This window comes from Nocardiopsis sp. NPDC049922 (assembly GCF_040660275.1).
Classification (GTDB): domain Bacteria; phylum Actinomycetota; class Actinomycetes; order Streptosporangiales; family Streptosporangiaceae; genus Nocardiopsis.
Map to the genome: position 1 here is coordinate 1 of NZ_JBFAME010000024.1, position 18,047 is coordinate 18,047.

General features: G+C 70.7%; 13 protein-coding genes. 12 read left to right on the top strand and 1 reads right to left on the bottom strand.

Annotated elements, in window-relative coordinates:
* Positions 1 to 126 precede the first annotated feature (126 nt).
* The 6 genes from AB0I72_RS26290 to AB0I72_RS26315 all read left to right on the top strand — a co-directional run bounded on the left by AB0I72_RS26290 (position 127) and on the right by AB0I72_RS26315 (position 9,653).
* Positions 127 to 1,212, top strand: a complete 1,086-nt coding sequence (locus AB0I72_RS26290) for an S-(hydroxymethyl)mycothiol dehydrogenase (protein ID WP_358573290.1) — start codon at positions 127 to 129, stop codon at positions 1,210 to 1,212.
* Entirely contained in the window at positions 1,209 to 1,838 is a 630-nt protein-coding gene (locus tag AB0I72_RS26295) for an MBL fold metallo-hydrolase (RefSeq protein WP_358573292.1), read from the top strand. The genes AB0I72_RS26290 and AB0I72_RS26295 overlap by 4 nt, the downstream gene beginning before the upstream one ends.
* A gap of 32 nt (positions 1,839 to 1,870) precedes the next feature.
* Positions 1,871 to 4,321, top strand: a complete 2,451-nt coding sequence (locus AB0I72_RS26300) for an FAD-dependent oxidoreductase (RefSeq protein WP_358573294.1) — start codon at positions 1,871 to 1,873, stop codon at positions 4,319 to 4,321.
* A 107-nt stretch (positions 4,322 to 4,428) separates the two neighbouring features.
* Complete coding sequence (locus tag AB0I72_RS26305) at positions 4,429 to 5,598, top strand: aromatic ring-hydroxylating dioxygenase subunit alpha (protein ID WP_358573296.1); 1,170 nt, start codon at positions 4,429 to 4,431, stop codon at positions 5,596 to 5,598.
* Between the two features lie 2 nt (positions 5,599 to 5,600).
* Entirely contained in the window at positions 5,601 to 7,322 is a 1,722-nt protein-coding gene (locus AB0I72_RS26310) for a BCCT family transporter (RefSeq protein ID WP_358573298.1), read from the top strand.
* A gap of 3 nt (positions 7,323 to 7,325) precedes the next feature.
* A complete protein-coding gene (locus AB0I72_RS26315) occupies positions 7,326 to 9,653 on the top strand; it encodes an FdhF/YdeP family oxidoreductase (protein ID WP_358573300.1) in 2,328 nt (775 codons plus the stop codon).
* A gap of 183 nt (positions 9,654 to 9,836) precedes the next feature.
* Here AB0I72_RS26315 and AB0I72_RS26320 read toward each other — a convergent pair whose 3' ends face one another.
* Positions 9,837 to 10,493 carry a GntR family transcriptional regulator gene (locus AB0I72_RS26320; RefSeq protein ID WP_358573302.1) on the bottom strand — a complete coding sequence of 219 codons (657 nt, stop codon included), beginning with the start codon at positions 10,491 to 10,493 and terminating at the stop codon, positions 9,837 to 9,839.
* A 77-nt stretch (positions 10,494 to 10,570) separates the two neighbouring features.
* On the opposite strand from AB0I72_RS26320, the gene AB0I72_RS26325 reads away from it, so the two are divergent.
* The 6 genes from AB0I72_RS26325 to purU all read left to right on the top strand — a co-directional run bounded on the left by AB0I72_RS26325 (position 10,571) and on the right by purU (position 17,880).
* Complete coding sequence (locus tag AB0I72_RS26325; protein WP_358573304.1) at positions 10,571 to 11,818, top strand: sarcosine oxidase subunit beta family protein; 1,248 nt, start codon at positions 10,571 to 10,573, stop codon at positions 11,816 to 11,818.
* A 17-nt stretch (positions 11,819 to 11,835) separates the two neighbouring features.
* Positions 11,836 to 12,135: a sarcosine oxidase subunit delta gene (locus AB0I72_RS26330; protein ID WP_358573306.1), complete on the top strand. Its 300-nt coding sequence runs from the start codon at positions 11,836 to 11,838 to the stop codon at positions 12,133 to 12,135.
* Positions 12,132 to 15,002, top strand: a complete 2,871-nt coding sequence (locus tag AB0I72_RS26335; protein ID WP_358573308.1) for a 2Fe-2S iron-sulfur cluster-binding protein — start codon at positions 12,132 to 12,134, stop codon at positions 15,000 to 15,002. The genes AB0I72_RS26330 and AB0I72_RS26335 overlap by 4 nt, the downstream gene beginning before the upstream one ends.
* The gene (locus tag AB0I72_RS26340; RefSeq protein ID WP_358573310.1) at positions 14,992 to 15,597 is read left to right on the top strand and encodes a sarcosine oxidase subunit gamma family protein; all 606 of its coding nucleotides are present in this window, start codon (positions 14,992 to 14,994) and stop codon (positions 15,595 to 15,597) included. Before AB0I72_RS26335 ends, AB0I72_RS26340 begins: the two co-directional genes overlap by 11 nt.
* Entirely contained in the window at positions 15,594 to 16,967 is a 1,374-nt protein-coding gene (locus tag AB0I72_RS26345) for an L-serine ammonia-lyase (RefSeq protein ID WP_358573312.1), read from the top strand. The genes AB0I72_RS26340 and AB0I72_RS26345 overlap by 4 nt, the downstream gene beginning before the upstream one ends.
* 61 nt (positions 16,968 to 17,028) lie before the next feature.
* Positions 17,029 to 17,880, top strand: coding sequence for a formyltetrahydrofolate deformylase (gene purU / locus AB0I72_RS26350; protein ID WP_358573314.1), 852 nt, complete (start codon positions 17,029 to 17,031; stop codon positions 17,878 to 17,880).
* Positions 17,881 to 18,047 lie beyond the last annotated feature (167 nt).

Here is an 18,047-nt window from a genome sequence, read left to right on the forward strand (position 1 = left end):
CATCGCCGAGGCGCTCAAGCCGGAGTTCGACGCCCAGGCCCTGCGCGGCCGGGTGCGGGCGCTGGCCGACAAGCACCCGCTCTACCCCAACCTGTGACGAACCCCGACACGACAGGGAGAAGATCAGTGGTACACGCAGTCAAGGGTGTGGTCGCCGCGGGGCCCGGAGCCGAGGTCTCGGTGGAGACGATCCTCGTTCCCGACCCCGGCCCCGGTGAAGCCCTGGTGAAGATCCAGGCCTGCGGGGTCTGCCACACCGACCTGCACTACCGGGAAGGCGGCATCAGCGACGAGTTCCCGTTCCTGCTCGGCCACGAGGCCGCCGGGACGGTGGAGGCGGTCGGGGACGGTGTCACCGACCTGGAGCCCGGGGACTTCGTCGTCCTCAACTGGCGTGCCGTCTGCGGCGTGTGCCGGGCGTGCCGACGCGGACGGCCCTGGTACTGCTTCGACACCCACAACGCCGCACAGCCGATGACACTGGAGGACGGCACCCCGCTGAGCCCCGCGCTGGGCATCGGGGCCTTCGCCGAGAAGACCCTCGTCCACAGCGGCCAGTGCACCAAGGTCGACCCGAAGGCGCCGCCGGAAGTGGCGGGACTGCTCGGCTGCGGCGTCATGGCGGGCGTCGGCGCCGCGATCAACACCGGGGCGGTCGGGCGCGGGGACAGCGTCGCCGTCCTCGGCTGCGGCGGCGTCGGTGACGCGGCCATCGCGGGGGCCCGACTGGCGGGCGCGGGCACGATCATCGCCGTCGACCTGGATCAGCAAAAGCTCGACTGGGCCGAACGGCTGGGTGCGACCCATACGGTGGACGCCGCCGCCCAGGACGTGATCGAGTCGATCCGGGAGTTGACCGGCGGTCACGGGGCGGACGTCGTGATCGACGCGGTCGGCAGGCCGGAGACCTTCCGCCAGGCGTTCTACGCCCGCGACCTGGCCGGGACGGCGGTGCTGGTCGGCGTCCCCACCCCGGACATGACCGTCGACCTCCCCCTCCTGGACGTGTTCGGCCGCGGCGGAGCGGTGAAGTCGTCCTGGTACGGCGACTGCCTGCCGAGCCGCGACTTCCCCGTGCTCATCGACCTGTACCTCCAGGGTCGGCTCGACCTGGGCGCCTTCGTCACCGAGACGATCGGCATCGGCGACGTCGAACGCGCCTTCAGGGACATGCACGAGGGGCGCGTCCTGCGATCGGTGGTGGTCCTGTGAGCGCGCGGATCGAACACCTCGAGACATTCGGGACCTTCAACCTCGACGGGGGCGCCTGGGAGGTGTCCAACAACGTGTGGCTGGTCGGCGATGACGAGGAGACCGTCGTCATCGACCCCGCGCACGACGCCGCCGCGGTGCTGGAGGCGATCGGCGGTCGCGCCGTCGCCGCGGTGGTCTGCACCCACGCGCACAACGATCACGTCAACGCCGCCGCGAAGGTGGCGGACGAGTCCGGTGGGCCGATCCTGATCCATCCCGACGACGAGCCCCTCTGGCGGGCCGTCCACCCGGACCGCGACCCCGACGCCTGGTTGGCCCACGGGGGAACCGTCACGGTGGCCGCGACCACGCTGCGGGTACTCGCCACGCCCGGCCACACGTGGGGGTCGGTCTCGCTGTACGCCCCCGATCTGGGCGCCGTCTTCTCCGGCGACACGCTGTTCTCGGGAGGACCGGGCGCCACGGGTCGCTCGTACTCCTCCTTCCCGACCATCATCGCGTCGATCCGGGACACCCTGCTGACCCTCCCCGCCGACACCGTCGTCCACACCGGACACGGCCCCACCACGACCATCGGCACCGAAGCGCCGCACCTCGACGACTGGATCCAGCGCGGGTTCTGACGCGCTCCGACCACACGATCAGGAGGACCTCCATGCCGACCCAACCACGCGTCGTGCTCATCGGAGCGGGCATCGTCGGCTGCGCACTGGCCGACGAGCTGACCGCGCGGGGGTGGACCAACGTCACCGTGCTCGAACAGGGGCCGCTGTTCGCCACCGGCGGATCCAGCTCACACGCGCCCGGCCTGGTGTTCCAGACCGTCGGGTGCAAGACCATGACGGAGTTCGCCAAGTACACCGTCGAGAAGTACACCGCGCTGACGCTCGACGACAGGTGGTGCTTCCAGCAGCTCGGCGGTCTCGAGGTGGCGACCACCCCGGAGCGCTGGGCCGACCTGAAGCGCAGGCACGGCTGGGCCACGTCGTGGGGCGTGGAGAGCTACCTGCGCGACCCCGGCGAGTGCGCCGAGCTGCACCCGCTGCTCGACCCCGCCAAGGTCCTCGGCGGTTTCCACATCCCCGGCGACGGTCTGGCCAAGCCGGTGCGCGCCGCCGAGGCCCAGGCCCGCCGGGCGATGGACCGCGGTGCGCGCTTTCTCGCACACCACAAGGTCACCGGTGTCGAACGCCGCGGCGGACGGGTCCGCGCCGTCGTGACCGAGCACGACACCTTCGCCGCCGACATCGTCGTCTCCTGCGTCGGCATGTGGGGCCCGCGGATCGGCCGCATGGTCGACCTCGACATCCCCCTGGTCCCGATGGCGCACCAGTACGCCAAGACCTCGCCCCTGCCGGTCCTCAAGGGAGTCAACGACGAGCTGCGTGAGATGTCCAAGCCGCTGCTGCGGCACCAGGAGGCCGGACTCTACTTCCGCGAGCACGTCGACCGCCTCGGTATCGGCGCCTACGAGCACCGCCCGATGCCGATCTCCGCGGACGACATCCTCGACCCCGGTGACGCGCCGACCATGCCGTCGGAGACACCGTTCACTCCGGACGACTTCGAGGCGTCCTGGGCGGACTCCGTCGACCTGCTGCCGTGCCTGGCCGACGCCGAGGTCGACGAGGGGATCAACGGGCTGTTCTCCTTCACCCCGGACGGCAACCCCCTGCTCGGCGAGCACCCCGACCTCCGGGGGTTCTGGGTGGCCGAGGCGGTCTGGATCACGCACTCCGCGGGCGTGGCCAAGGCGATGGCGGAGTGGCTCGTGGACGGCCAGCCAACCGTCGACCTGCACGGTTGCGACCTCAACCGGTTCGAGGAGGTCGAGCGGGGACCGGAGTACGTCCACCTGCGCAGCTGCCAGGCGTTCGACGAGGTCTACGACGTGCTGCACCCGTTGCAGCCCGCCGAACGGCCGCGCCCGCTGCGGACCAGCCCGTTCCACGAGCGGCAGGCCGAACTCGGCGCGGTGTTCCTCGAAGGGGGCGGCTGGGAGCGGCCGCACTGGTACGAGGCCAACGCGAACCTGCCCGAGGTCGAGGAGATCCCCGAGCGCAACGACTGGGCCGCACGGTTCTGGTCGCCGATCGCGGGCGCCGAGGCGTTGGTCGCGCGCAAGCGGGTGGCGATGTTCGACATGACCCCCCTGAAGCGGATCGAGGTCACCGGCCCCGAGGCGCTGACGTTCCTCCAGACGATGACGACCAACCAGCTCGACCGCAAGCCGGGATCGGTCGTCTACACCCTCATGCTCAACGAGGACGGCGGGATCCGCAGCGACCTCACCGTGGCCCGGCTCGCCGAGGACCGCTTCCAGGTGGGCGCCAACGGCCCGATCGACCTCGACTGGCTGCGCAGGCACCTTCCACCCAACGGACGCGTGCAGGTCCGCGACATCACCGCGGGCACCTGCTGCATCGGGCTGTGGGGCCCCGCCGCGCGCGAGCTCCTCCAACCGCTGACCCGCGAGGACTTCTCGCGCAAGGCGCTGGGCTACTTCAAGGCGAAGCGGGCCTTCATCGGGGACGTCCCCGTGACCGCGATGCGCCTGTCCTACGTCGGTGAGCTGGGCTGGGAGCTCTACACCACCGCCGACCTGGGCCGCCGACTGTGGGACACCCTCTGGGAGGCAGGACAGGACCACGGCGTCATCGCCGCGGGCCGCAGCGCCTTCACCAGCATGCGGCTGGAGAAGGGCTACCGGTCCTGGGGCGCGGACATGACCACCGAACACGACCCGTACGAGGCCGGACTCGGCTTCGCGGTGCGCATGGACAAGGGCTACTTCCACGGCAAGAACGTCCTGAAGGGCCGCTCCGCGGACACCGTCACGCGCAGGCTCACCTGCCTGACCATCGACGATCCCCACCAGGTCGTCATGGGCTCCGAGCCGGTCTACGCCGGCGGAGCGCCGGTCGGCTACGTCACCAGCGCCGCGCGCGGCTACACCATCGGCAAGAACATCGCCTACGCGTGGCTGCCCGCGCACGTCTCCCGGCCCGGCGCCGCCGTCGAGATCGAGTACTTCGGTGCGCGCGTCCGCGCGGTGGTCGCGGCCGAACCGCTCTTCGACCCCGACATGACCCGTATCCGCTCGTGAACCGGACGCGGTGCTCCCGGACCCCGGCCACAGCACCCGAGCGTCCCCGACCTCCTTCGACCCACGGCGCCCCGTCCGCGACCGTGCAGCACGGAACGGAGACAGCATTGACCGAGAACCTCGTCGCCCCTCCGGCCACCGGCGGTTCCGAACTGCCCGAGAGCCTGATCCCGACCCTGCCCGGGCACACCTACACCGACCCGGAGGTCTTCGCCCTCGAACAGGAGAAGATCTTCGAGCGGATGTGGTTCTGCGCGGTACGCGGCGCGGACCTGCCCAAGCCCGGTGACTTCAGGACGGTCCAGGTCGGGCGGGAGAGCGTGATCGTCACCCGGTCCCGCGACGGCGCTCTGCGCGCCTTCCTGAACATCTGCCGGCACCGGGGCGCCAGGCTCTGCGTGGAGGAGTCGGGGACCGTCAAGCGGAACTTCCAGTGCCCCTACCACGCCTGGACCTACGGGCTCGACGGGACCCTGGTCGCCGCCCCCAACCTCACCTCGATGCCGGACATCGATCGCACCGAGTACGGCCTCAAGCCGGTCCACCTGCGCGAGTGGCTGGGCTACGCGTGGCTGTGCCTCGCCCAGGATCCACCCCCCTTCGCCGACACGGTGCAGGCCGACGTCACGGGGCGGCTGGGCTCGCTGGAGGCCATCGACAACTACGAGATCGACGAACTCGAGCTCGGGCGTCGCATCACCTACGACGTCAGGGCCAACTGGAAGCTCATCATCGAGAACTTCATGGAGTGCTACCACTGCGCGACCATCCACCCCGAGCTCACCGAGGTGCTGCCCGAGTTCGCCGACGGCTACGCCGCCCAGTACTTCGTCGGGCACGGCGCGGCCTTCGGTGAGGAGGTCTCCGGATTCACGGTGGACGGCAGCGAGGGATTCGACCGGCTGACCGGGGTGGACTCCGACCAGGACCGCAGGTACTACGCGATCACCGTCCGTCCCCAGGTCTTCGTCAACCTGGTGCCCGACCATGTGATCCTGCACCGGATGTTCCCACTGTCCGCCGATCGCACCCTCGTGGAGTGCGACTGGCTGTACAGCAAGGACGTCGTGGCGTCCGGCCGCGACGTGTCACGCTCCGTCGAGCTGTTCCACCGGGTCAACCAGCAGGACTTCGACGCCTGCGAGCGCTGCCAGCCCGCGATGTCGTCCCGGGCCTACGCCGAGGGCGGCGTCCTCGTCCCCTCCGAGCACCATATCGGCGAGTTTCATGAATGGGTGCACAACGCACTCTCCCCCAACGAGGATGGTGACAAGTAGAGATGATCACTGCCCCCAGGGTCTTCTGGCCCTCAGTGATTCTGGTGACCGCGTTCGTCGCGGTCACGGTGTTCTTCACCGACGCCGTGTCCGCGACGGTCACCGCCCTTCAGGACACCGTGATCGGCACGTTCGGGTGGTACTACGTCCTGATCGTGTGCGCGTTCGTGGTGTTCTCGATCCGGATGGGCCTCGGCCGGTTCGGTGACATCAAGCTCGGGCCCGACGACGAGGAGCCCGAGTTCAGGCTGAGCACGTGGTTCTCGATGCTGTTCGCCGCGGGCATGGGCATCGGACTGGTGTTCTGGGGGGTCGCGGAGCCGCTGAACCACTTCGCCAGCCCGAAGCCGGGCGTCGAGGGCACGGAGCAGGACGTCGCCCAGCAGGCGCTGGTGCAGACGTTCCTGCACTGGGGCCTGCACCCGTGGGCGATCTATGTGGTCGTCGGCCTGGCCATCGCGTACGCGATCCACCGCAGGAAACGCCCGGTGTCGATCCGCTGGGCGTTGGAGCCGGTGCTGGGCAAGGAGCGGGTGAACGGCTGGGCAGGCGACCTGATCGACGTCATCGCCGTTGTCGGGACGCTGTTCGGGGTGGCCACCTCGCTCGGCCTCGGCGTCCTCCAGATCGCCTCCGGGCTCGACGTGCTCGGTGTCGTCAGCGACCCGGGCAACTGGACGTACATCATCCTGATCGGCGCGATCACCGCCCTGGCGATCTTCTCGGTGACCACCGGCGTGAAGCGGGGAGTCAAGTGGCTCTCCCAGATCAACATGGGGCTCGCCGCCCTGTTGATGGTCATCGTGCTGGTCATGGGTCCGACGCTGTTCATCTTCCGGGAGTTCGTGCAGTCGATCGGGCTCTACTTCCAGAACCTGCTTCAGCTGAGCTTCGACACCACGGCGTTGGAAGGCGCGGACGGCGCCCAGTGGCAGGGCTGGTGGACGACCTTCTACTGGGGCTGGTGGATGTCCTGGGCGCCGTTCGTCGGCGTGTTCATCGCGCGCATCTCGCGCGGCCGGACCGTGCGGGAGTTCGTCGCCGGTGTCCTGCTGGTGCCGACGGCGGTCACCTTCCTGTGGCTCACCGTGTTCGGCGGCAGCGCCCTGTACCGCGAGCTGTTCGGCTCCGGGGGAGGCGTCGCCGCGGACGGGTCCGTCGACACCGAGGCCGCTCTCTTCGGGTTGCTCGGCGACCTGCCGGGGGGAACCGTCCTGGTCGCGGGCGGGGTCGTCCTGATCGTGCTGTTCTTCGTGACCTCGTCGGACTCCGGTTCGCTCGTGGTCGACATGCTGGCCTCCGGTGGCAGCCCCGAGACCCCGGTCTGGAGCCGGGTGTTCTGGGCGACGGCCGAGGGACTGGTGGCCGTCGCACTGCTGCTCGCGGGTGGCCTGGGCGCCCTCCAGGTCGGCGCCATCCTCATCGCCCTGCCGTTCAGCGTCGTCATGCTGGTCATGTGCGTCGCGACGTGGAAGCAGCTCGCCGAGGAACGCCACCGCCAGATCCGGGCCCAACGCAGGATGGAGCGCGAGGAGCTCACCGAACAGGTCTCCCAGAGCCTGCTCGAAGGTGACGAGTTCACCGAACAGGTCTCGCAGCACCTGCTCGAGGGCGACGAGTTCACCGAACAGGTCTCGCAGAGTCTGATCGAGGCGGAGGCCTCCCCCGACGGTCAGGTGACCTCCCGGGACGGGGACGCCGACGCCGTCAAGGACAAGGTCTGACACATGGAGAAGCGCGCTTCTGAGAAGGACATCGACGAGGACGCGCTGCGCGTCGGTGAGCCCGGCCACGCCGCGGCCGGGCTCACCGGTGTTCTCGTCTCACTCCAGCGCAGCCGGGAACAGATGGGCGTCGGCCGGACCGTGCGGACGCTGCCGCTGATCAACCAGCGGGCGGGGTTCGACTGCCCCGGCTGCGCGTGGCCGGACCCGCGCGCGGAGGACGGCGACCGGCGCAAGCCCGCGGAGTTCTGCGAGAACGGGGCGAAAGCGGTCGCGGAGGAGGCCACGACCCGCCGGATCGGTCCCGACTTCTTCGCCCGCTACTCGATCGACGAGCTCGCCGAGCGCACCGACTACTGGCTCGGACGACAGGGCAGGCTGACGCGGCCGATGATCCTGCGCCGCGGCGACGGCCACTACCGGCCGATCGGCTGGGACGCGGCGTTCGACGTCATCGCCGAGAACCTGGCCTCCCTCGGCTCCCCGGACGAGGCGGCGTTCTACACCTCGGGTCGGACCAGCAACGAGGCGGCGTTCGCGTACCAGCTGATGGTGCGGTGCTTCGGCACCAACAACCTGCCCGACTGCTCGAACATGTGCCACGAGTCGTCGGGGGTGGCGCTGAAGGACACGATCGGGATCGGTACAGGCTCGGTCTCGTTGGCCGACCTGGAACACGCGGACCTGGTGCTGGTGCTCGGCCAGAACCCGGGCACCAACCACCCGCGCATGCTGGGGTCGCTGGAGAGGGTGAAGCGGCGGGGCGGCCGGATCGTGGCGGTCAACCCGCTGCCGGAAGCCGGGCTGTACCGGTTCAGGAACCCGCAGAAGCTGAGCGGGATCGTGGGTCGGGGCACCGTGCTGGCGGACGAGTTCGCGCAGATCCGCATCGGCGGCGATCTCGCGCTGCTCCGTGCCCTGACCGGACTGCTGGTGCGGGCCGACGACGCGGTGCCGGGCACGGTGCTGGACCGCGCGTTCGTCGCCTCGCACACCCACGGCTTCGCGGAGTTCTTCGACCAGGCCAGGCACATCGACTGGACGGCGACCGAACGCGCGACCGGGCTCGACCGGCGGCAGATCGAACGGATCGCGCGCATGCTCATCGACTCCGAGCGCACCGTGGTCTGCTGGGCGATGGGCCTGACCCAGCAGAAGCAGGGCGTGGCGACCATTCAGGAGGTCGTCAACCTGATGCTGCTGCGGGGGATGATCGGCAAGCCCGGGGCCGGGCTGTGCCCGGTGCGCGGGCACTCCAACGTGCAGGGTGACCGGACCATGGGCATCTACGAGAAGATGCCCGAGTCGTTCCTGGGCGCGCTGGAACGCGAATTCGGGGTCACGGTGCCGCGTGGGCACGGCATGGACACCGTCGAGGTGCTGCACGGCATGCACGACGGGAGGATCAGGGCGCTGATCGCCATGGGCGGGAACTTCGCCGCCGCCACACCGGACACCGAGGCCACCGAGCGGGCGCTGCGCGGCTGCGCGCTGACGGTGCACGTCTCGACGAAGCTCAACCGCTCGCACCTCGTTCCAGGGGAGACCGCGCTGATCCTGCCCACTCTGGGGCGCACCGAACGGGACGTCCAGGAGTCGGGGGAGCAGTTCGTCACCGTCGAGGACTCGATGTCGGTGGTGCACGCATCCCGGGGCAGGCTCCGTCCCGCGGGTGAGCACCTGCTGTCCGAGGTGGCGATCGTCAGCCGTCTCGCCCGCAGGCTGCTCGGCGCGGACCATCCGGTGCGGTGGGAGGCGTTCGAGAGCGACTACGACGTCGTCCGCGACCACATCGCGCGGGTGGTGCCGGGCTGTGAGGACTACAACCGGCGGGTGCGGGAGCCGGACGGGTTCGTGATGCCGCATCCGCCCCGCGACTCCCGCACCTTCCCGACGGAGACCGGGCGGGCGAACTTCACGGTCAACGTCCCCGAACCGATCGAGGTCCCCGAGGGCAGACTGCTCCTGCAGACGCTGCGCAGCCACGACCAGTACAACACCACGATCTACGGTTTGTCCGACCGCTACCGGGGCATCGAGGACGCGCGCCGCGTGGTGCTGGTCAACGACGCCGACATCGCCGCGCTCGGCTTCGCCGACGGGGACCTGGTCGACCTGGTCTCGGAGTGGCACGATCCGCGCGGCGGCGTCGAGGAGCGCCGCGCCCGCCGGTTCCGGATCGTGTCCTATCCGACGGCCGTCGGGTGCGCCGCCGCCTACTATCCGGAGGCGAACCCGCTGGTGCCGCTGGGCGCGGTGGCGGAGAGGTCCAACACGCCGGTGTCGAAGGCGGTCGTGGTGCGGTTGGAGGCCCCTGCCGACGCCGACTAGGTTTCGCCTCTCGGAGCGGGTGCCCCCGGGGGATCACCGTTCGGGCGACGGCAGGGTGCCGCAGGACGAGTCGAGCCGCGAGCGAGGAACGAGCGTCAGGCGAAGACGAGGACGAAGAATCCCTGCCTTCGGGGCACCTGACCACGGGCCGAAGCGCAGCGGAGGGCCAAGGCGAGGACAGCGTCAGATCAGGGCGCGGACGGCCTCCTCGAACCCGGTGACGTGCGTGAGCGCGAGCTCCGCCGCCGTGTCCGACTCGCCCTCGATGACGGCGCTCAGCAGCGGGACGTGCTGGTCGACGTGATCGGCCACGCCGGACATGCGGGGGATGAAGACGCACCAGATCCGGGTGGCCAGGTTGTCGTAGGTGATCAGCGTGTCCTCGAGGAAGGGGTTGTACGTGCATCGGTAGATCGCCCGGTGCACGGCGACGTCGGTCCGGAGCAGTTCGGCGTTGTCCTGCCCGTGGTCACTCTCGATCCGCGACCGCAGCGCGGTGAGCTCGGCCCGGTCGGCGGGCGTCGAGCGCTCCGCCGCGGTCGAGGCGGCGAGCGGCTCCAGGGTGCGCCGCACCTCCGAGATGTGCGCCAGATCGGAGATGTGCACATCGGTGGCGAAGGTGCCACGGCGCGGATAGGCGACGACCATGCGGTCCCTTTCGAGGCGTTTCAGCGCCTCGCGGATCGGCGTGCGTCCCATGTCGAGTTCGGCGCTGAGCCGGTCCTCGACGATCGGGTCGCCCGGCTGGATCTCCAGCATCACCAGGCGGTCGCGGATCTCGGTGTAGGCCCGATCCGCCAGTGACGCTCCCGAAGATTGGTGCTTGACCTGAGTTCCCATGTGACCTACGGTACTACGAAGATTGATATATCAGTAGTTGATCAGATGGCGTCCCCCCTTCCGCTGGAGGCATCGCGATGACCCACCCCGTGCCCCCCGCCCAGCCGCCCGGCGCACACCTGCCCGACCACCCCGACTTCCTCTGGGACGACCTGGGCCCCAGGGCCTTCTACGACGTCGTGATCGTCGGCGGCGGCGGACACGGCCTGGCCACCGCGTACTACCTCGCCAAGGTGCACGGCATCACGAACGTGGCGGTGCTGGAGAAGGGGTGGCTGGCGGGCGGCAACATGGCCCGCAACACCACGATCATCCGCTCCAACTACCTGTGGGACGAGAGCTCGGGCATCTACGAGCACTCCCTGAAGCTCTGGGAGGGCCTGGAGGAGGACCTGGGCTACCCGATCCTGTTCGACCAGCGCGGGGTGCTCAACCTCGCGCACAGCCTCCAGGACGTGCGCGACAGCGTGCGGCGGGTCAACGCCAACCGGCTCAACGGCATCGACGCCGAGTGGCTCGACCCGCAGGGCGTCAAGGAGGTCTGCCCGATCGTCAACATCTCGGAGGACGTGCGCTACCCCGTGCTGGGGGCGACCTACCAGCCGCGCGCCGGGATCGCCAAGCACGACTACGTGGCCTGGGGCTACGCGCGCGCCGCGCACGAGATGGGCGTCGACCTCATCCAGAACTGCGAGGTCACCGGGATCGAGACGGTCGGCGGCCGGGTCACCGGCGTGGAGACCACCCGCGGCACCATCGCCGCGGGCCGCGTCGGACTGTGCGCGGCGGGCCACAGCTCGGTCCTCGCGGCGATGGCCGGGATCCGGCTCCCGCTCGCGTCGCACCCCTTGCAGGCGCTGGTCTCGGAACTGCTCGAACCCGTGCACCCCACCGTGGTGATGTCCAACGCGGTGCACGTCTACGTGTCCCAGGCGCACAAGGGCGAACTGGTGATGGGCGCCGGAATCGACAGCTACAACGGCTACGGCCAACGGGGGTCGTTCCACATCATCGAACGGCAGATGTCCGCCGCGCTGGAGCTGTTCCCGATCTTCGCCCGGGCGCACCTGCTGCGGACCTGGGCGGGCATCGTCGACGTGAGCCCGGACGCCTCCCCGATCGTCGGCCTCACCCCCGTCGAGGGCCTCTACCTCAACTGCGGCTGGGGCACCGGCGGGTTCAAGGCCACCCCCGGCGTCGGCGACTGCTTCGCGTACACCATCGCCCACGACAAACCGCACGCCTTCAACGAGCCGTTCACCCTCGAACGGTTCACCACCGGAGCCCTCGTCGACGAACACGGCGCCGCCGCCGTCGCGCACTGAAGGACAAGGAGCCAGGCATGCAACTCATCCCCTGCCCGTGGTGCGGGCCGCGCGAGGAGACCGAGTTCCACTACGGCGGCCAGGCGCACGTGGCCTACCCGGAGGACCCGGCCGCCCTGACCGACGAGGAGTGGGCGCGGTACGTGTTCTTCCGCGACAACCCCAGCGGCCCGTTCGCCGAACGCTGGAGCCACAGCGCGGGCTGCCGCCGGTGGTTCAACGCCGTCCGCGACACCAGGACCCACGACCTGCTGGCCGTCTACCGCATCGGTGAGCCGATGCCCGATCTCGGCGAGAGGGACGAGGTGGTCTCGTGAGCGCGACCTTCCGACTGCCCACCGGCGGCCTCGTCGACAGGGACACCGCCCTGCGGTTCACCTTCAACGGCCGGTCGATGACCGGGCACCCCGGAGACACCCTGGCGTCCGCGCTGCTGGCCAACGGCGTGCACGAGATCGGCACCAGCATCAGGTACGGGCGACCGCGCGGCATCGTGGCGGCGGGCTCGGAGGACCCGACGTCGCTGGTACAGATCGAGCAGCCGTTCCCGGAGCCGATGCTGACCGCGACCTCCGTCGAACTGTACGACGGACTCGTGGCGCACGGCCTGCCCGGACTGGGCGGACTCGCGTCCGAGCCCGACCCGGCCCGCTACGACGCCAAGCACGTGCACTGCGACGTCCTCGTCGTCGGCGCGGGGCCCGCGGGTCTGGTCGCGGCGCTCACCGCGGCCCGCGGCGGCGCCCGGGTCGTCGTGGTCGACGAGCAGAGCCGGACCGGGGGAGCGCTGCTCGGCACCAGGGAGTACCTCGACGAGCGACCGGCGGCGGAGTGGGTCGCCGACGTCACGGCCGAACTGCGCAGGACCCCCGGCGTGCTGGTCCTGGAGCGCACCACCGCGTTCGGCGTCTACCAGGACGGGTTCGTCCTCGCCCTGCAGCGCCGCACCGACCACCTCGGGTTCGCCGCGCCCGCCGACGCGGCCCGCCAGCGCGTCTGGCGGATCAGGGCCGGGCAGACCGTGCTCGCCACCGGCGCCCACGAGCGTCCGATCGTCTTCGCGGACAACGACAGGCCCGGGATCATGCTCGCCGGCTCGGCGCGCACCTATCTCCACCGCTACGGCGTCCTGCCCGGCGCGCGCGTCGTCGTCTTCACCACCAACGACAGCGCCTACCGCGCGGCGATCGACCTCGCCAGGGCCGGTCTGGACGTCGCGATGGTCGTCGACGCCAGGCCCACCGCGCCCAGTTCCCTCGCCGCGCGGTGCTACGCACGCGGGATCGAGGTGCGTGCCGGACACGTCGTCACCGGAACCGAGGGCGCGGCCCGGATCACCGACGCCCGCATCGCCCCGCTGCCCGGTGCCGACGGGAGCCCCGACACCGTCGGTTGCGACTCCCTGCTGGTCTCCGGTGGCTGGAACCCCGTCGTGCACCTGTACAGCCAGGCGCGCGGCGCGCTCCGTTACGCCCCCGCGCTCGGCGCGTTCGTTCCGGGCGAGGAGCCGCCGACGGTTCGGGTCGCGGGTTCGGCGACGGGTGCGCTGGATCTCACCGCGTGCCTGGTCCAGGGGCGCGACGCCGGGCGCGCGGCAGCGCTGGCGGCGGGGTTCACGGCGGCGGGCGAGGTCGAACTCCCGGTGTCGGGCGCGCGGACCGACGAAGGGCCCGGCCTGGTGCTCTGGCGCGTTCCGGGAGAGCCCCCGCAAGACGCTCCGGACACCCGCTTCGTCGACCTCCAGCGCGACGCCACGGTGTCCGACGTGCTGCGCGCCACCGGCGCGGGGCTGCGCTCGCTTGAGCACGTCAAGCGGTACACGACCATCGGCACCGCGCACGACCAGGGCAAGACGTCCGGGATGATCGCCGCGGGGCTGGTCGCCGAAGCCCTGGGGGTCGAACTCTCCGAGCAGCGGCCCACCACGTACCGGCCGCCGTACACCCCGGTGTCCTTCGCCGCGCTGGCCGGACGGGACCGCGGTGAGCTGCACGACCCGGCGCGCGTGACCGCGATCCATCCCTGGCACGTCGCGCGGGGCGCCCTGTTCGAGGACGTGGGGCAGTGGAAGCGGCCCTGGTACTTCCCGCGGCCGGGTGAGGACATGGACACCGCCGTCCTGCGGGAATGCCGCTCGGCGCGCGAGGGCGTCGCCCTCATGGACGCCTCGACGCTGGGCAAGATCGACGTCCAGGGGAGCGACGCCGGGCGGTTCCTCGACATGCTCTACACGAACAAGATGAGCGGTCTGAGGGTCGGCAGGATCCGCTACGGGGTGATGTGCGGCGTCGACGGCATGGTCATCGACGACGGCACCGTCATCCGGCTGGCCGAGGACCGGTTCCTGGTGACCACGACGACCGGCAACGCCGCGATGGTCCTGGACTGGATGGAGGAGTGGCTGCAGACCGAGTGGCCGTACCTCGACGTGTACGCCGCCTCGGTCACCGAGCAGTGGGCCACGATCCCGCTGGTGGGGCCGCGGTCGCGGGACGTGCTCGCCGAGATAGCCCCCGACCTGGACGTGAGCAACGAGGCCTTCGAGTTCATGACGTGGCGGGACACCGTGCTCGACGTGGGAGCGGGCATCCCCGCCCGGGTGTGCCGGATCAGCTTCTCCGGAGAGCTGGCCTACGAGATCAACGTGACCGCCTGGCACGGCCTCGCCGTCTGGGAGGCGCTCATGGCCACGGGCGAGCCGTACGGGATCACGCCGTACGGCACCGAGACCATGCACGTGCTGCGCGCCGAGAAGGGCTACCCGATCGTCGGGCAGGAGACCGACGCCACGGTCACCCCCCAGGACCTGGGCATGTCATGGGCCGTGTCGAGGAAGAAGGCCGACTTCATCGGCAGGCGGTCCTTCGCCAGGGCGGAGAACAACCGGTCGGACCGCAAGGAGCTCGTCGGGCTGCTACCGGTCGACCCGGACGTCCGGCTGCCGGAGGGCGCGCAGGTCGTGGACGCCGACCAACTGCCCCAGCCCCCGGTGCGGATGCTCGGCCACGTCACCTCCAGCTACCGCAGCGCCGCACTGGGCCGGACGTTCGCGCTCGCGCTGGTGCGCTCCGGCCGCGAACGCGTCGGCCAGACGCTCCACGTCCCCGTCGGGGACGACCTCGTGCCGGTCACCGTGACCGAGTCCGTGCTCTACGACCAGGAAGGAGCCCGTCGTGACGGCTGACATCGACTCCCGGACCAGTCCGCTGGCCGCGTGGGCGGACCGACTCGCCGCCCTCGCACCCGCGCTGACGGCGGTGGAGCGGCCGTTCCTCACCCAGCTCACGGTGCGGGTCTCGGACCCGGACGCCGTAGCCGGGATGGGCGAGGCGCTGGGCGTCGCGTTCCCGGCCGAACCGTGCACGTTCACCCGGGGAAGCGGCCGCTTCGGCGACTTCGAGGTGCTGTGGCTGGGCCCGGACGAGTTCCTCGTGGTGGCGCGGCCGGATCAGGGGGTTCCGATCGAGGACGCGCTGCGCTCGGCTCTCGGGTCCGCCCGGGGCGCGATCGTGGACACCTCGGCTCAGCGCACGGCGGTGGCGCTGTCGGGGCCGCACGTCCGGGACGTCCTCGCCCACGGCTGCGCCGTCGACCTGCACCCGTCGACGGCGCCGACGGGGACCTGCGTGCAGACCCTGCTCGCCAGGACCGGGATCATCCTGCAGGTCGCCGACGCCGCGTCCGGCGCCTTCACCGTGCTGGTCAGGTCCTCCTTCGCCGAGTACCTCGCCGCGTGGTTGAGCGACGCCTGCGTCGAATACCGGGCGGCGCAGTCATGAGCCTCAGCGTGTTCGACCTGTTCAAGGTCGGCATCGGACCGTCGAGCTCGCACACCGTCGGTCCGATGCGCGCGGCGCGGACGTTCGTGGACGCGCTGCGGACTGAGGGGACGTCGTCGCGGACCGCGTCGGTGCGCGTGGAGCTGTTCGGGTCGCTCGGTGCGACCGGTCACGGGCACGGCAGCGTCAGGGCCGTGGTGCTGGGGCTCGCCGGCCACGCGCCGGACACGGTCGACCCGGTCGCGGCGCAGCCCATGGTGGAGGACGTGGCGGTGACCGGGAAGTTGGAACTGGCGGGCGGCCACGTGATCGGGTTCTCCGTCGACGACGACGTCGTGCTGCACCGGAACCGGCGGCTCGACTTCCACAGCAACGGCATGGTGTTCCGGGCCTTCGACCGGGCGGGCGCCGTGGTCGCGGCCCGGACGTACTACTCGGTCGGCGGCGGCTTCGTCGTGGATGAGGACGCCGCCGGGGCGAAGGTCCTCGCCGAGGACGCCACGCGGGTGGACCACCCGTTCTCCACCGCTGGGGAACTGCTGGCGCACGCCGACCGGACCGGGCTGTCCCTCAGTTCGCTGATGCTCGCCAACGAGCGGGCCCGCCGCCCGGAGCGGGACACCAGGGACGGGTTGCTGGAGATCTGGGCGGTGATGCGGGAGTGCGTCGAACGGGGCTCCGCGACGCGCGGCGTGCTGCCCGGCGGGCTGAGGGTCCGGCGGCGCGCCGCGGCGCTGCGGGAGGGCCTGGAATCCACGGGGGAGAGCGCGGATCCGCTGCGCGCCATGGAATGGGTCACGATGTTCGCCCTCGCGGTCAACGAGGAGAACGCGGCGGGCGGACGGATCGTGACCGCCCCGACCAACGGCGCGGCCGGGATCATCCCGGCGGTCCTGCACTACTACGACCGTTTCGTGCCCGGCTCGGACGAGGACGGGATCGTGCGGTTCCTGCTCACCGCGGGCGCGGTCGGCATGCTCTTCAAACGGAACGCCTCGATCTCCGGCGCGGAGGTCGGATGCCAGGGCGAGGTCGGCTCCGCCTGCTCCATGGCGGCCGCCGGTCTGGCCGAGGTGCTCGGCGGCACGCCCGCCCAGGTGGAGAACGCCGCAGAGATCGGGATCGAGCACAACCTCGGTCTCACCTGTGACCCGGTGGGCGGCCTGGTGCAGATTCCGTGCATCGAGCGCAACGCGATCGCCGCCGTCAAGGCCATCACCGCCGCGCGGATGTCGGTACGCGGCGACGGCGCACACCACGTGAGTCTGGACAAGGCCATCAAGACCATGCGGGAGACCGGCGCCGACATGAAGGACAAGTACAAGGAGACCGCTCGTGGCGGGCTCGCGCTCAACGTCGTCGAATGCTGACCGGCGCCGTCGTGGCCCGGGCGCCGAGAACCCCCGCCCCCGCACACCGAGGAGGACATCCGTGGCGCGCAACTTCATCCTCACCCTCCGGTGCCCGGAACGGACGGGCATCGTGCACGCGGTGACCGAGTTCCTGGTCGACCGGGGCTGCGACATCGTCGAGCACCAGCAGTTCGACGACAACGTCCGCGACCAGCTGTTCCTACGGACATCGTTCTCGTGCTCGACATCGGAGCGCGGTGTCGACGACCTCCGGCGCGAGTTCGCCCCCGTGGCGCGGGAGTTCGCCATGGAGTTCCAGCTGTGGGACGAGCGGAGGCCGCGCGTCCTGGTGATGGTGTCGAAGGCGGGTCACTGCCTGAACGACCTGCTGTTCCGCTGGCGTGCGGGCAGCCTCGACGGGGAGATCGTCGGGGTGGTGTCCAACCACGAGGACCTGCGGCCGATGGCCGAGGCGGTGGGCCTGGACTTCGTGCCCGTGCCGGTGACCGCGCGGACCAAGCCCGCCGCTGAGGCGCGCCTGCTGGAGCTCGTCGAGGAGTACCGCGCCGACCTCGTGGTGCTCGCGCGGTACATGCAGGTGCTCTCCGACGACCTGTGCGCCAAGCTCGAGGGGCGCGTGATCAACATCCACCACTCGTTCCTGCCCGGCTTCAAGGGGGCGAGGCCGTACCACCGGGCCTACGACCGCGGTGTGAAGTACGTCGGAGCGACCGCGCACTACGTGACGGCCGACCTCGACGAGGGGCCGATCATCGAGCAGGAGGTGCTGCGCGTGGACCACTCCTACGACCCGCGCGCGCTGGCGACGGCGGGGCGCGACGCCGAGGCGCTCGCGCTGTCCCGGGCGGTGCGCTGGCACTGCCAGCACCGTGTCCTGCTCAACGGCCACGGCACCGTGGTCTTCCGCTGACCCCGAGGGCTGATCCACCACGCCCCCGAGTACGGAGATCGTGTTTCACGGTCAGACCGTCGGCGTCACCGAGTTCGCGGCTCGGTTACCCGCTGCCGGAGGTGGCGCCACCGCCGCTGTGCACGCGGCCCCGTCCGCAGCACGGCATCATCGACGTTCACACCGAT

Coding starts and splice junctions, on each gene's coding strand:
- AB0I72_RS26300 (WP_358573294.1), top strand. CDS start 1,871: ATGCCGACCCAACCACGCGTCGTGCTCATCGGAGCGGGCATCGTCGGC.
- AB0I72_RS26310 (WP_358573298.1), top strand. CDS start 5,601: ATGATCACTGCCCCCAGGGTCTTCTGGCCCTCAGTGATTCTGGTGACC.
- AB0I72_RS26315 (WP_358573300.1), top strand. CDS start 7,326: ATGGAGAAGCGCGCTTCTGAGAAGGACATCGACGAGGACGCGCTGCGC.
- AB0I72_RS26320 (WP_358573302.1), bottom strand. CDS start 10,493: ATGGGAACTCAGGTCAAGCACCAATCTTCGGGAGCGTCACTGGCGGAT.
- AB0I72_RS26325 (WP_358573304.1), top strand. CDS start 10,571: ATGACCCACCCCGTGCCCCCCGCCCAGCCGCCCGGCGCACACCTGCCC.
- AB0I72_RS26330 (WP_358573306.1), top strand. CDS start 11,836: ATGCAACTCATCCCCTGCCCGTGGTGCGGGCCGCGCGAGGAGACCGAG.
- AB0I72_RS26345 (WP_358573312.1), top strand. CDS start 15,594: ATGAGCCTCAGCGTGTTCGACCTGTTCAAGGTCGGCATCGGACCGTCG.